Source organism: Bradyrhizobium sp. 147 (assembly GCF_023073935.1).
In the GTDB taxonomy this organism is placed as follows: Bacteria; Pseudomonadota; Alphaproteobacteria; order Rhizobiales; family Xanthobacteraceae; genus Bradyrhizobium.
The window spans coordinates 105,145-119,495 of record NZ_JADPKL010000061.1; the positions used below are offsets into that span (position 1 = coordinate 105,145).

The 14,351-nt window shown below is 62.5% G+C and carries 12 protein-coding genes and 1 pseudogene; 5 read left to right on the forward strand and 8 right to left on the reverse strand.

Annotated elements, in window-relative coordinates:
* Nucleotides 1-307 precede the first annotated feature (307 nt).
* From IVA87_RS13735 to IVA87_RS13745, 3 genes are read left to right on the forward strand one after another with little or no spacing between them, the layout of a single operon-like run.
* Nucleotides 308-2,251 (forward strand): PrkA family serine protein kinase, encoded by a 1,944-nt coding sequence (locus IVA87_RS13735; RefSeq protein WP_247278348.1) that lies wholly within the window; start codon nt 308-310, stop codon nt 2,249-2,251.
* A 19-nt stretch (nt 2,252-2,270) separates the two neighbouring features.
* Nucleotides 2,271-3,548 carry a YeaH/YhbH family protein gene (locus tag IVA87_RS13740; protein ID WP_247296121.1) on the forward strand — a complete coding sequence of 426 codons (1,278 nt, stop codon included), beginning with the start codon at nt 2,271-2,273 and terminating at the stop codon, nt 3,546-3,548.
* Nucleotides 3,545-5,080 (forward strand): SpoVR family protein, encoded by a 1,536-nt coding sequence (locus tag IVA87_RS13745; RefSeq protein WP_247295956.1) that lies wholly within the window; start codon nt 3,545-3,547, stop codon nt 5,078-5,080. The genes IVA87_RS13740 and IVA87_RS13745 overlap by 4 nt, the downstream gene beginning before the upstream one ends.
* A 106-nt stretch (nt 5,081-5,186) precedes the next feature.
* On the opposite strand, the gene IVA87_RS13750 is transcribed toward IVA87_RS13745, so the two are convergent.
* The 5 genes and pseudogenes from IVA87_RS13750 to IVA87_RS13770 all read right to left on the reverse strand — a co-directional run.
* Nucleotides 5,187-5,630: a DUF1801 domain-containing protein gene (locus IVA87_RS13750; RefSeq protein ID WP_247333910.1), complete on the reverse strand. Its 444-nt coding sequence runs from the start codon at nt 5,628-5,630 to the stop codon at nt 5,187-5,189.
* A 13-nt stretch (nt 5,631-5,643) separates the two neighbouring features.
* Nucleotides 5,644-5,847, reverse strand: coding sequence for a hypothetical protein (locus tag IVA87_RS13755; protein ID WP_247278350.1), 204 nt, complete (start codon nt 5,845-5,847; stop codon nt 5,644-5,646).
* Nucleotides 5,848-5,890: 43 nt separating this feature from the next.
* Nucleotides 5,891-6,322 (reverse strand): SRPBCC domain-containing protein, encoded by a 432-nt coding sequence (locus IVA87_RS13760; RefSeq protein WP_247278351.1) that lies wholly within the window; start codon nt 6,320-6,322, stop codon nt 5,891-5,893.
* Nucleotides 6,319-6,642: a metalloregulator ArsR/SmtB family transcription factor gene (locus tag IVA87_RS13765; RefSeq protein ID WP_247295962.1), complete on the reverse strand. Its 324-nt coding sequence runs from the start codon at nt 6,640-6,642 to the stop codon at nt 6,319-6,321. The genes IVA87_RS13760 and IVA87_RS13765 overlap by 4 nt, the downstream gene beginning before the upstream one ends.
* A gap of 154 nt (nt 6,643-6,796) precedes the next feature.
* A pseudogene (locus IVA87_RS13770) lies at nt 6,797-7,326 on the reverse strand (hypothetical protein); the annotation flags it as partial.
* A 325-nt stretch (nt 7,327-7,651) separates the two neighbouring features.
* Between IVA87_RS13770 and IVA87_RS13775 the strand changes: the two are divergent.
* Nucleotides 7,652-9,169, forward strand: coding sequence for an SUMF1/EgtB/PvdO family nonheme iron enzyme (locus tag IVA87_RS13775; protein ID WP_247295967.1), 1,518 nt, complete (start codon nt 7,652-7,654; stop codon nt 9,167-9,169).
* A 17-nt stretch (nt 9,170-9,186) separates the two neighbouring features.
* Nucleotides 9,187-9,636 carry a DUF4399 domain-containing protein gene (locus IVA87_RS13780; protein ID WP_247295969.1) on the forward strand — a complete coding sequence of 150 codons (450 nt, stop codon included), beginning with the start codon at nt 9,187-9,189 and terminating at the stop codon, nt 9,634-9,636.
* Here IVA87_RS13780 and IVA87_RS13785 read toward each other — a convergent pair whose 3' ends face one another.
* The 3 genes from IVA87_RS13785 to IVA87_RS13795 are packed head-to-tail and all read right to left on the reverse strand — an operon-like array spanning nt 9,637 to nt 14,305.
* Nucleotides 9,637-10,692, reverse strand: coding sequence for a 2-oxoacid:ferredoxin oxidoreductase subunit beta (locus IVA87_RS13785; protein WP_247295971.1), 1,056 nt, complete (start codon nt 10,690-10,692; stop codon nt 9,637-9,639). It abuts the gene before it with no gap.
* Complete coding sequence (locus IVA87_RS13790; RefSeq protein WP_247295973.1) at nt 10,689-12,536, reverse strand: 2-oxoacid:acceptor oxidoreductase subunit alpha; 1,848 nt, start codon at nt 12,534-12,536, stop codon at nt 10,689-10,691. The genes IVA87_RS13785 and IVA87_RS13790 overlap by 4 nt, the downstream gene beginning before the upstream one ends.
* Nucleotides 12,506-14,305, reverse strand: coding sequence for an FAD-dependent oxidoreductase (locus IVA87_RS13795; protein ID WP_247295975.1), 1,800 nt, complete (start codon nt 14,303-14,305; stop codon nt 12,506-12,508). The genes IVA87_RS13790 and IVA87_RS13795 overlap by 31 nt, the downstream gene beginning before the upstream one ends.
* Between the last annotated feature and the right edge of the window lie 46 nt (nt 14,306-14,351).

Genomic DNA, 14,351 nt, shown 5'->3' on the forward strand with positions numbered 1-14,351 from the left:
GCGTCATAAGATCGCCGCTGGCAGATCGCTATGCTGCAGCGCCGGATGAGCTTTCTCCCCGGTAATGCCCGGATGTTGCGAGCAAGTGACATTTTCTGGAAATGAGCCAATATGGATGTAGATTCGCTCAAATTACAGGCATGTGCCTGTTCGTAACTCAACGAGTGCCTACGTTGTGCGTTGCGTCGAGCCGGCACCCGGGTGTCCAATGATCGTCATGTGCTCACGCTGATTCGAAACGGCCTGAGGAACGGTCCGGTAACTGCATTCGTTTCAGCTTGTAGCGGAACTCACGCGGAGAGGGATCATGTACAACGATTCTCTATTCAACGCTTTCGCTCGGTCGTTCGAGGCGAGAAGCCAGCACGACTTATCGATGGCGGAATATCTGGAATCGTGTCGAAGCGATCCCATGAAATACGCGAACGCGGCCGAACGCCTGCTAGCTGCCATCGGCGAACCCCAGACGATTGACACGGCCAAGGACCCACGCCTTGGCCGTATTTTTTTGAACCGCACGATCCGCACCTATCCGGCCTTCGCCGGCTTCTACGGCATGGAAGAAACCATCGAGCGCATCGTCGGTTTCTTCCGCCACGCCGCGCAAGGTTTGGAGGAGCGCAAGCAGATCCTTTATCTGCTCGGCCCGGTCGGCGGCGGCAAATCCTCGCTCGCCGAGCGGTTGAAGTCGCTGATGGAAGTGCACCCCATCTACGTGCTGAAGGCCGGCGATGAACTTTCGCCCGTGTTCGAGAGCCCGCTCAGCCTGTTCGATCCCGATCAGCTCGGGCCGATGCTGGAAGAGAAGTACGGAATTCCGCGCCGGCGCCTCACCGGCCTGATGAGCCCGTGGTGCTACAAGCGGCTGGAAGCCTTCGGCGGCGATATCTCGCAATTCCGTGTCGCCAAGATCCAGCCGTCGCGGCTGCGCCAGATCGCGATCGCCAAGACCGAGCCCGGTGACGAGAACAACCAGGATATCTCTTCGCTCGTCGGCAAGGTCGACATCCGCAAGCTCGAGACCTACGCGCAGAACGATCCGGACGCCTACAGCTATTCCGGCGGCCTCAATCGCGCCAACCAGGGCGTGCTCGAGTTCGTCGAGATGTTCAAGGCGCCGATCAAGATGCTGCATCCGCTGCTGACCGCGACGCAGGAAGGCAACTATATCGGCACCGAAAACATCGGCGCGATCCCCTTCACCGGCATCATCCTCGCACATTCCAACGAAGCCGAGTGGGCGAGCTTCAAGGCCAACAAGAACAACGAGGCCTTCATCGACCGCATCTGCGTCATCAAGGTGCCGTACTGCCTCAGGGTCACCGAAGAGCAGAAGATCTACGAGAAGCTGATCCAGGGTTCCGAGCTCGCATCCGCTCCTTGCGCGCCGTCGACACTGGAGACGCTGGCGCGGTTCTCGGTGATGTCGCGCCTGCGCAAGCACGAGAACTCCACGCTGTTCGGCAAGATGCGGGTGTATGACGGTGAGAGCCTGAAAGAGTCCGATCCGAAGGCGCGCAGCGTCCAGGAATATCGCGACGCCGCCGGTGTCGACGAGGGCATGGACGGTGTTTCCACCCGCTTCGCCTTCAAGGTCCTGGCTGCGACCTTCAATCACGACCCGCAGGAGGTCGCCGCCGACGCCGTGCACCTGATGTACGCGCTGGAGCAGGCGATCCGCCGCGAGCAGCTTCCGGAGGAAACCGAGAAACGTTATCTCGAGTTCATCAAGGCGGAGCTCGCGCCGCGGTACGCCGAGTTCATCGGCAACGAGATCCAGAAGGCCTATCTCGAATCCTACTCCGATTACGGCCAGAACCTGTTCGACCGCTACGTCGATTACGCCGACGCCTGGATCGAGGATCAGGACTTCAAGGATCCCGACACCGGCCAGCTGCTCGATCGCGAGCTTTTGAACCAGGAACTGACCAAAATCGAGAAGCCGGCGGGCATTGCCAACCCGAAGGACTTCCGCAACGAGGTCGTCAAATTCTCGTTACGCTCGCGGGCCCAGAACGGCGGCAAGAACCCGACCTGGACCTCCTACGAGAAGATTCGCGATGTGATCGAAAAGCGGATATTCTCCCAGGTCGAGGATCTGCTTCCGGTCATCTCCTTCGGGTCGAAGAAGGACGGCGAGACGGAGAAGAAGCACGGCGAGTTCGTCGCACGCATGGTGGAGCGCGGCTACACCGAGCGTCAGGTTCGCCGGCTCGTCGAATGGTACATGCGCGTGAAGCAGGCCGGTTGAGGCGGATGGGAAAGTGGCCATTCACATTATTGACAGGCGCCTGAATCCAGGCGGCAAGAGTCTTGAGAACCGGCAGCGGTTCTTGCGTCGGGCCAAATCCCTGGTGCAGGGCGCCGTCAAGAAGACCTCGCAGGAACGCGACATCAAGGACGTCCTGGAGGGTGGTGAGGTCACGATCCCGCTCGACGGAATGCACGAGCCGCGCTTCCGCCGGGAGGGCGGCACGCGCGACATGGTGCTGCCCGGAAACAAGAAGTTCGTCGAGGGCGACTATCTCCAGCGCTCGGGCCAGGGCAGCGCCAAGGATTCCGGTCCGGGCGAGGGCGACAGCGAGGACGCCTTCCGCTTCGTGCTGAGCCGCGACGAGTTCGTCGACCTTTTCCTCGACGACCTCGAACTGCCCGATCTTGCCAAGCGCAAGATCGCGCAAACCGAGAGCGAGGGCATCCAGCGCGCCGGCTACACCACCTCGGGCTCGCCGGCCAACATCTCGGTGAGCCGAACGGTTCAGCTCGCGCTGGCCCGCCGCATCGCGCTCCGGCGCCCCCGCAAGAGCGAGATCGAGGAGCTGGAGGCCGAGATCGCCGCCTGCACCGACGAGGACGTTCGCGTCGAGTTGCTCGACAAGCTCGCCAAGCTCAAGGCGAAATCCAAGCGCATCCCTTTCATCGACCCGCTCGACATCCGCTACCGCCGCTTCGAGACGGTGCCGCGGCCGGTGGCGCAGGCCGTGATGTTCTGCCTGATGGACGTCTCCGGCTCGATGTCCGAGCACATGAAGGATCTCGCCAAGCGCTTCTACATGCTGCTCTACGTGTTTCTGAAGCGCCGCTACAAGCATGTCGAGATCGTCTTCATCCGCCATACCGACCGCGCCGAGGAGGTCGACGAGCAGACCTTTTTCTATGGCCCGGCCTCGGGCGGCACGCTGGTCTCCAGCGCGCTCCAGGCAATGCACGAGATCGTGCGCGAGCGCTTCAATCCGGCGGACTGGAACATCTATGCCGCGCAAGCCTCCGACGGCGACAATTCCTATTCCGACGGCGAGCTCACGGGCCTGCTGCTAACCGACAAGATCCTGCCGGTCTGTCAGTTCTTTGCCTATCTCGAGGTCGGCGAGTCCGGCGGCAGTGCCTTCGATCTCTCCGACTCCTCGCTCTGGACCCTTTACGAGCGCCTGCGCAGCAGCGGCGCACCGCTCTCGATGCGCAAGGTCTCGGAGCGCAGCGAGATCTTTCCGGTGTTCCACGACCTGTTCCAACGCCGCGAAACCAGCCAGGAGAAGGCCGCTCCATGACGGAACGCTTGTTCGAAGGCGCGGATTGGGATTTCCACACCTTGCAGCGTATCACCGATGCCTGCGAGGAGGTGGCGTTGCAGGATCTCGGGCTCGACGTCTATCCGAACCAGATCGAGGTCATCACCGCCGAGCAGATGCTGGACGCGTATTCGTCGGTCGGCATGCCGTTGTTCTACAAGCACTGGTCGTTCGGCAAGCATTTTGCGTTTCATGAGGCCTCCTATCGCAAGGGCCTGATGGGGCTCGCCTACGAGATCGTGATCAACTCCTCGCCCTGCATCTCCTACCTGATGGAGGAGAACACGGCGACGATGCAGACGCTGGTGATCGCGCACGCGGCCTTCGGCCACAACCACTTCTTCAAGAACAATTATCTGTTCAAGCAGTGGACCGACGCCGACGGCATCCTGGATTATCTCGACTTCGCCAAGAATTATGTCGCGAGCTGCGAGGAGCGCTACGGCCGCATCGAGGTCGAGCGCACGCTCGACGCTGCGCACGCGCTGATGTCGCACGGTATCGACCGCTATCCCGGCAAGAAGAAGCTCGATTTGCGCGCCGAAGAGAAGCGGGCAGGGCGCCGCCGTCAGCATGAGGAGGAGGTCTTCAACGATCTTTGGCGCACGGTTCCGAAGGGGGCCGCCAAGAGCCGGTCCGCACTCAGCGTCGAACGCCGCCGCAAGCTGCTCGGCTTGCCGCAGGAGAATTTGCTGTACTTCCTGGAGAAAAGCGCACCGCGGCTGGCGCCGTGGCAGCGCGAATTGCTGCGCATCGTCCGCCACATCGCGCAGTATTTCTATCCGCAGAGCCAGACCAAGGTCATGAACGAGGGGACGGCGACCTACGTCCACTACCGCATCATGACCAAGTTGCACGAGCAGGGCCGCATCACCGACGGCAACTTCCTCGAATTCCTGGGGTCGCACACCAACGTGGTGTTCCAGCCAGAATTCGATGATCCGCGCTTCTCCGGCTTCAATCCCTATGCGCTCGGCTTCGCCATGATGCAGGACATCGAGCGCATCGTCACCAGGCCGGAAGACGAGGATCGCGAATGGTTTCCCGATATAGCCGGCAAGAATGACGTGATGGGCGTGCTGCGCGACGTCTGGGCCAATTACCGCGACGAGAGCTTCGTCGGCCAGTTCCTGAGCCCGAAGCTGATGCGGCACTTCCGCATGTTCCACCTGCATGACGATCCCGAGGAGCGCGCGGGGATCCGGGTCGACGCCATCCACGATGAGCGCGGCTTCCGCCGCGTCCGCCGCGAGCTGGCACGGCAGCACGATGTCGGCTACATCGACGCCAATATCGAGGTCGTCGACGTCGATCTCTCCGGCGACCGCCGGCTGATCCTGCATCACCACGTTATCAAAGGCTCGCAGCTCAACGAGACCGACGCCAAGCGCGTGCTCCAGCACCTGGCCGATCTCTGGACGTACGACGTCGCACTGATCGAGGTCGACGCCAACGACAAGGTCCTGCGCGAATATGTCGTGAGCCCGCGCCCGATCACCGCGGCCGCCTGAGGCGGTTTGGTACGCGCGACGCCTGATTGGCTGAGACTCAGCTAGACGCCGGCGAAGTTGAAGCGAGCCCGCGGCTGCTCAAGTGACCAACATGGACCGCTGTATGCTAAGCCGGCCGCTTCACCGGTCTCTTCTTCACCTTGCTCGCATTCAGCTGTACCGCCGCCCGGATCAGTGCCTTCAACGCTTTCTCGTCGAGCTTCTCGCCCTCGCGAATATCGATCGCACGCCGCACGTTTCCGTCGAGGCTGGAATTGAACAGGCCCGCCGGATCCTCCAGCGCCGCGCCCCTGGCGAACGTCATCTTCACCACAGCCTTGTAGGTCTCGCCGGTGCAGATGATGCCGTCGTGCTCCCACACGGGAACGCCGCGCCACTTCCACTCCTCGACGACATCAGGATCGGCCTCCTTGATCAGCTCGCGAATTCGCCCCAGCATCTCGCCGCGCCAGTCGCCGAGCTCCTTGATCCTGCCGTCGATCAGCTTGGAGGGTGAAGCTTCAGTCGAGTCTGTCGTGCTGTGCTTCTTCGCGCTGCCAACGTTTTTCATCATCTCGCCTCGTTCACGCGTTGCTGCGGCTGACATAGGGCAGCGCAAACAAATATAGCCCGGTCGCAAGCAACGGAATGAGCGGGACGAGCGCCAGGAAGCCGATCCAGAGCGCCTGGACCTGCATGGCCATGGCGACGATGTTCGCGATGACGGCGAGCGTGAAAGCCATCGACAGCCAGCGATGAATCTGTCGAATCCAGATATGCGTGCTCATTGGGACCTCCTTTTGAAATGGATCGGGATGGACGCCGACGGAGCTAGCCTGCCCGCGCCAGCAGCTCGTCCAGCTTGGCAAAGAACTGCTTCCAGCCGGCATGCGCGCCGCCATAAGCCTGCTTCTGCGTGGGGCTGAAGCCCGCCTGCTCGACACGCAAATGAGTGCCTGCGCCCGTCGGCGTCAGCGTGAAGGTCACGACGCTTTTCAGGTCGAACGCTGCATCCTGATGCGAAAAATTCCAGGTGTAGGCGAGCGTCTTTTCCGGCTCGATAGTGAGCACCTCGCAATCCAGCACGCCGCCCCATTCGCCGCGAAGATTGAAGCGGTGGCCGACGACGGGCTTGAAGTCGTTCTTCATCAGCCATTCTTCGATCAGATGCGGCTGCGTCAGCGCGCGCCAGATTCGCTCCGCCGGGGCGGCAAATTCGCGCTCGATCACCACGGAGCGCGTTTCGCTTGAGGCTTCGTTCATTGGTCCATCCTCTTCAGGAGATCGTCGAGGGCGTCGAGCCGCCTCTGCCAGAAGCCGGCCATCTGGCTGGTCCAGTCGATCAGCGGATTGAGCGCGCCGGGACGCGCGCTGTAATGGGTCTGGCGTCCCTCGTGGCGGTCGCGCACCAGCCCGGCCTGCTTCAAGGCGCCGAGATGTTTCGAGACCGCCGGCTGGGACACCCCGGATCGCGCGGTCAGCGCCCCCACCGTCTGCTCGCCCTCGCGGCACAGCCGCTCGAAGATCGCCCGCCGCGTCGGATCGGCCAGCGTCCTGAACAGGAGGTCGTGAGCGGCGGACATGGAGGATCCATAACTCATAAGTTATGATGGACTCATAACCATAGAGTTATGGATGCGTCAAGTGCGCTGCAGTCAAGTGCGATGCGAATGAGTCAGAAGCCGGCACCGGGCGCTCCCTCTAACTTCTCCCGCTTGCGCTTGCAGGAGAGGTCCTGTCGTCCGCGCCGGCCACCAGCGATTGTTCGGCATCATGGTCCGGCTTGTTGTTCTGCCAGACTCGCACCCGTTCGAGCCGCACGATTGCCGACTTGTCGTCCTTCGACAGCGCAACACCGATGCCGCCGCCCTCGCAGTCGACGCCGCAGCCGAGGCGCACCTCGTTACCGCTCTTGGTGAACACGGCGTGGTTACACGAACCGCTGGAATCGAAATCGCCGGAGCGGTGACGGTACCTGAAGCCGAGGCGGAAAGAGTTGTGGAGCTCCTTGTCCTCCTTGTCGACCTCCGCGGAGATCAGCAGCTTCATCGCGGCGACCTTCTGCTTCGGGTGCCGCGCCAGGTGCTCGGCATCGTAGCGCCGCACGAAGCAGGCATAGGCCTTGTTGCCGGGCGCGCCGGCATACATGCGCGCATTGAAGGTTTCGGCCTCGGCTTGCTGGCCGCACGGATGTCGTCGGCCTCGTCGGCACGGGCGACGCTGCTCAGCGCAGCCAAAGGCAGGGCAGCAACGATGTAGAACTTCATCACGGCCTCGAGCGCGTGACAACTCGACCGCAGCAGGACAGAACTGCTGTCTGTTAGATGCAGGCGAGGCGCACCGCATTCAAGCTGCGCAAGTCGCGCGTGCGACCATCGGCTGCGCGGGCTCGGCTGTGTGCTTTCGCGCAGGGCCTTAGTCATCGGCGGGATCAAGAAGGTTCAAGCGGTGTTGCGCTTCGATCCTTCGGAACTCGATGCTGGCGATTTCTGCGACATTGTCTCGGTTCGTCAATGTGGTAGCCTTCACAGAACGACGGCGTTGGCTGTCGTAAGCTGGGGCTGCCTTGTGAGTTTGTGGAGTCCCCCCGCAATGGGCGAAATTCGCAACTTCAGATCCGGAAATCAGGATGGGCCGCCCCCGCACGGCCCCATGCCTCGTCGTCTCGCGGCGATCATCGTCGGCGACATCGCCTCCTACAGCCGCATGATGCAGGCTGACGAGGAGGGAACGCATGCCCGGGTCAAGCGGATCGAGCGGGATATCATCCAGCCCAGCATCGTCGAGCACCACGGAAGTCTGGTGAAGACGACGGGCGATGGTTTCATCGCCATTTTCGACAGTCCTGTCGAGGCCGTTCGATGCAGCATTGTCATTCAACAAAACCTCCTCGGCCGCAACGCCTCGCTTCCGAAGCATTCGCGGCTCGAATACCGAATTGGCGTCAATCTCGGCGACGTGATCGTAGAGCCGGACGATGTCTACGGCGATGGCGTCAACATTGCCACACGCATTGAGGGCATTGCCGAGCCCGGTCAGGTCTATATTTCGGGCGCGATCTACGAGCAGATCAAGCACAAGGTGGTGTGCGGCTATGAGTCGCTTGGGGACCGCAAGGTCAAGAACATCACCGATCCGGTGCGCGTCTATCGCGTGCTGCCGGACGCAGATGCTGTCGGCAGGACGCGAGGCCGGCGCGAGAATGTCCTGATCTTCCTCCTGAGCATTACCGTCATGGTGATCGCCACGGGCGTGCTCTGGTATTTCTTGGCGCAGCCCGGCAGGATCGACGAGCAGGCCGCCACGCCAACCGCTTCTCCGGCGGCGTCACCGATCCCCCAGCCGCTGCCGCGCGAGGCGGCGACCCAGACGCCGCAACCATCTCCGTCATTGGCTGCATCGCCGTCACCGGCACCGAGCCCATCGGTGGCGCCGCCGCGCGAACCCGAGATGATCGCCATTCGCGGCGGCAGCTTCGCGATGGGAAGCAATGACGATCCGACCGAACGGCCTGTCCACCAGGTCACGGTCAAGCCGTTCTCGATCGGCAAATATCCCGTGACGGTGCAGGAGTGGAACGAATGCGCCGCCGCCAAGGCCTGCGGATTCACGGCCACCGGCAAGGACGATGCCCCGGTCAGCAATGTGAGCTGGACCGATGCGCAGCAATATGTCACGTGGCTTGCGCAGGCGGCGAAGAAGCCCTACCGGCTTCCGAGCGAAGCCGAATGGGAATATGCGGCGCGCGGCGGAACGCAGACGAAATATTGGTGGGGCGACAAGCTTCAGCCGGGCATGGCCGGGTGCAAGGATTGCGGTGATCTTGCGGCCGAGCAGCCGGCCAAGGTCGGCAGCTTCAAGCCGAATCCATTCGGGCTCTATGACATGGGCGGCGGCATCGATCAGTGGGTCGAGGACTGCTGGCACAGGACCTATCAGGGCGCGCCGAGCGACGGCTCGGCGTGGAGCAGCGGAGATTGTAGCTCTCATGTCCTGCGGTCGGGCTCTTGGAAGAACGACTCAAGGTATGTGCGGCCGTCAAATCGCGATGGTTACGACACCAATGTCCGTTACCCCACGCATGGATTCCGTGTCGCACTCAGTCCGTAAGTACTGGAGTCAATTTGATGAAGATCATTTCCTGTGTCGCACTGGCGGCGGCGATCACATTGCTCCCGGGCGCAGCCTGTGCGCAGGGCAAGGCCGCGCCCAAGGATGCAAAGCTGTACTTCATCACGCCGCGCGACGGGCAAAAGATTCGCGGTGCATTCTGGGTCCGATTCGGCTTGCGCAACATGGGCGTGACGCATGCCGGCGACGACTACCAAAACGCCGGTCATCACCATCTGCTGGTCGACGTCAACGATCCCATCGATCCCAAGGAGCCGATCCCGCAGGATAAGTCGCACTTGCATTTCGGCGCAGGGCAGACCGAAACCATGCTCGACCTTCCGCCGGGGACTCACACACTCCAATTGGTGCTCGGCGATGCCAAGCACTATCCGTTCGAGCCCCCCGTCGCGTCGGAGAAGATCACGATACGCGTCCGGCCGACCGTCTCGGCGCGGAGTAAGTGATCACCGCAGGCTGGCGTTGATCTTGTCCAGCACTGCCGAGCCCGGGCACAGCGTATCCGCCTCCAGCGAGTTGAGCGGCGTCTCGACGGTGTTGAGGTGCTCGTGCAGATCGTCTGCGTCCGGGTCGACATAGAGCAGGCCGGTGACGATTTGGCCCTTGGCGGCGTGCTTCTGCAGGAACGTCATCGCGCCGAGACGGTCGTGCGGGTCGTAATCGGCATCGATCTTGCGCAGGGCGATCTTGGTGCCGTCATGCTGCTCGACCAGCTGCACCGTGCCCGGCGCATAGTCCACCGCGATCGGATCGCGGCCGACCAGCACGTCGAGCCGGTTCACCGCGTCGTTGTGCTCCCGGACATAGTCGAAGCTCTTGGTCGAGCCGGCGTGATTGTTGAAGGCGATGCAGGGGCTGATGACGTCGATGAAGGAGGCGCCCTTGTGCCGGATTGCGGCCGCGATCAGCGGCACGAGCTGGCTCTTGTCGCCGGAGAACGAGCGCGCGACGAAGGTGGCTCCGAGTTGCAGCGCAATCGCGACGAGGTCGATGGCGTTGTCGGTGTTGGTGACGCCCTTCTTGGATTTCGAGCCACGGTCTGCCGTCGCCGAGAACTGGCCCTTGGTCAGGCCATAGACGCCGTTGTTCTCGACGATATAGGTCATGTTGACGCCGCGCCGGATCGAATGCGCGAACTGGCCGAAGCCGATCGAGGCGGAATCGCCGTCGCCGGAGACGCCGAGATAGATCAAATCGCGGTTGGCGAGGTTGGCGCCGGTCAGCACGCTGGGCATGCGGCCGTGCACGGAGTTAAAGCCGTGCGAGTTGCCGAGGAAATAGTCCGGCGTCTTCGATGAGCAGCCGATGCCGGAGATTTTTGCGACCCGATGCGGCTCGATCGAGAGCTCATAGCAGGCCTCGATGATCGATGCGGTGATCGAATCGTGGCCGCAGCCGGCGCACAGCGTCGAAATCTTGCCTTCGTAATCGCGGCGGGTGTAGCCGAGCTCGTTCTGCTTCAATCCGGGATGATGGAATTTCGGCTTAGCAATGTAGGTCATGACACGGCCTTGCGGAGCGGGGTCACCTTGAGGTGATCCTGATGGTCGCCAATGGCTTTTGCGATAAAGCGGGCGGTGATCGGGGTGCCGTCGTAATGCACGATCGGCACGAGCCGGACCGGGTCGATGCCGTTCTCGTTGACGATGAGCTGGCGCAGCTGGCTGTCGCGGTTCTGCTCGACCACGTAGACGAAGTCGTGCTCGGCGAGGAAGCTGGCGACGCTGGAGTGGAACGGGAAGGCGCGGATGCGCAGGCGGTCGAGCTGATGCCCGCGCGCTTCCAACAGCCCGATGGCTTCGTCCATCGCCGGCGAGGTCGAGCCGAAATAGATCACGCCGTATTTGGTCGGCCGTTCCGCATTGGCCTGCAGTGGCCGTGGGACCAGGTCTTGCGCGGTCTCGAACTTGCGGACCAGGCGCTGCATGTTGTCGGCATAAACCGTGCCTTCCTCGGAATAGCGCGCATAACGGTCACGCGAGGTGCCGCGGGTGAAGTAGGAGCCCTTGGTCGGATGTGTGCCGGGATAGGTGCGGTAGGGGATGCCATCGCCGTCGACGTCGAGATAGCGGCCGAAATCGCGGCCTTCCTCCAGCATTTCCGCGGTCATCACCTTGCCGCGGTCGTATTGCCTTGAATCGTCCCACTTCAGCGGACGGCAGAGGCGGTGGTTCATGCCGATGTCGAGATCGAGCATCAGGAAGATCGTGGTCTGGAGCCGCTCGGCGAGGTCGAACGCGGCAGCCGCGAACTCGAACGCTTCCGCCGGATCTTCCGGGAATAGCAGCACATGCTTGGTGTCACCATGCGAAGCATAGGCACAAGCGATGATGTCGCATTGCTGGGTCCGGGTCGGCATGCCCGTGGAGGGGCCGGCGCGCTGGATGTTCATGATCACGGCCGGAATCTCGGCGAAATATGAGAGGCCGATGAACTCGGTCATCAAGGAGATGCCGGGGCCCGAGGTCGCGGTGAAGGCGCGCGCGCCGTTCCAGGAGGCGCCAATGACGATACCGATCGAAGCCAGCTCGTCCTCGCCCTGCACGATCGCGTATTTCGCCTTGCCGGTTTCAGGATCATGCCGGTACTTCTTGCAATGGGCGGTGAAGGCCTCCGCCACCGATGACGACGGCGTGATCGGATACCAGGCGCACACCGTGGCGCCACCATAGACGGCGCCGAGCGCGGCGGCGCTGTTGCCCTCTATGAAGATGCGATCGCCGACCTTGTCCGATTTCTTCACGCGCAGCCCGATCGGGCATTTCAGGTTCTGGAGTGCCCAGTCGCGGCCGAGATGCAGCGCGTGGACGTTGGAGGACAAGAGCTTCTCCTTGCCCTTGTACTGTTCGCCGATCAGCTGCTCGATCAGCTTCGGATCCATGTCGAGCAGCGCGCTGAGTGCGCCGAGATAGATGATGTTCTTGAACAGCTGGCGCTGGCGCGGATCGGTGTAGGTCGAGTTGGTGATCGCGGTGAGCGGCACGCCGATCACGGTGATGTCGTCGCGGAATTTGGTCGACGGCATCGGCTTGGTGGAATCATAGAACAGATAGCCGCCGGGCTCGATGCCCGCGACGTCCTTGTCCCAGGTCTGTGGGTTCATCGCCACCATCATGTCGACGCCGCCGCGGGCGCCGAGATGGCCGTCTTCCGTCACCCGCACCTCGTACCAGGTCGGCAGGCCCTGGATGTTGGAGGGGAAGATGTTGCGTGGGGAGACCGGAACGCCGTGGCGCAGGATCGCGCGCGCGAACATCTCGTTGGCGCTGGCCGAGCCCGAGCCGTTGACGTTGGCAAAGCGGACGACGAAGTCGTTTACGCTGCTGATCGGCTTTTTGTCGGGCATGCTGAACCTGCGTGGGTCATCTCGATGAAATATTTCTGCATGTCCCAGGCGCCGGTGGGACAACGCTCCGCGCACAGCCCGCAATGCAGGCAGACATCCTCGTCCTTCACCATCACGCGCCCGGTCTTGAGATCCGAGGAGACGTAGAGGTCCTGGTCGGGATGCGGCGCGGGGGCCTTCAGGCGCTGGCGCAGGTCGCTTTCCTCGCCGTTATCAGTGAAGGTAATGCAATCCATCGGGCAGATGTCGGCGCAGGCATCGCACTCGATGCAGAGCGAGGTCGAGAACACGGTCTGCACGTCGCAGTTCAGGCAGCGATGCGCCTCGCCGAGCGCGAGCTTGACGTCGTAGCCGAGCTCGACCTCGGCACGGATGTCCTTCAGCGCGACGACCTTGTCGCGATGCGGCACCTTGAAGCGCTTGTCGATGGAGATGTCGTTGTCATAGCTCCATTCGTGGATGCCCATCTTCTGCGAGGAGACGTGCACCTTCGGCAGCGGGCGATCTTCGATAGCCTCGCCCGAGAGCATCTTGTGGATCGACAGCGCGGCATCATGGCCGTGCGCGACCGCCCAGATGATGTTCTTCGGGCCGAACGCCGCATCGCCGCCGAAGAAGACTTTTGGATTGGTCGAGACGAAGGTCTTCGGATCGACCTTGGGCATGTGCCATTTGTCGAACTCGATGCCGCAATCCTGCTCGATCCAGGGAAAGGCGTTCTCCTGGCCGACGGCGACCAGGACGTCGTCGCATTCGAAGGTCTGGTCGGGCTCACCCGACGGAACGAGGTTGCGGCGGCCGTTGGCGTCGTATTCGGCCTTCACCTTCTGAAAGGTGATGCCGGTGAGCTTGCCATTGTCGTGGATGAAGGCGACGGGAACGAGGAAGTTGAGGATCGGGATGTCCTCGTGGAGCGCGTCCTCCTTTTCCCAGGGCGAGGCCTTCATTTCCTCGAAGCCGGAGCGCACGACGACCTTGACGTCTTCGCCGCCGAGGCGGCGCGCGGTGCGGCAGCAATCCATCGCGGTATTGCCGCCGCCGAGCACGATCACGCGCTTGCCGACCTTGTCGGTATGACCGAACGACACCGAGGCCAGCCACTCGATTCCGATATGGATGTTGGCGGCTGCCTCTTTCCGGCCGGGAATGTCGAGCTCGCGGCCGCGCGGCGCGCCGGAGCCGACGAAGATCGCGTCGTATTTCTCCGCAAGCAGCGCCTTCATGCTATCGATGCGATGGCCGCCTCTAAACTCGACGCCGAGACCCAGGATGTAGCCGGTCTCCTCGTCGATCACGGAATTGGGCAGGCGGAATTTCGGGATCTGCGTGCGCATCATGCCGCCCGCTTCGGGATCGGCATCGAACACGGTGCAGTGATAGCCGAGCGGCGCAAGATCGCGCGCCACAGTCAGCGAGGCCGGACCGCCGCCGACCAGCGCGACGCGCTTGCCATTCTTCGGCGCGGGTCGCGGCAGGCGCGCCTTGATGTCGTCCTTGAAGTCGGCGGCGACGCGCTTGAGGCGGCAGATCGCGACCGGAGTTTCCTCGACGCGTCCGCGGCGGCACGCCGGCTCGCATGGACGGTCGCAGGTGCGTCCCAGAATTCCGGGAAACACGTTCGATTTCCAATTGATCATGTAGGCGTCGCTGTAGCGGCCTTGTGCGATCAGTCGGATGTATTCGGGAACCGGGGTGTGCGCAGGACAGGCCCATTGGCAATCGACCACTTTGTGAAAGTAGTCGGGGGCCGCGATATCGGTCGGTTTCATTCCTACCCTGTCCGCGCAGGCTCAAAGACCCCGCGGCCTTTTCTTG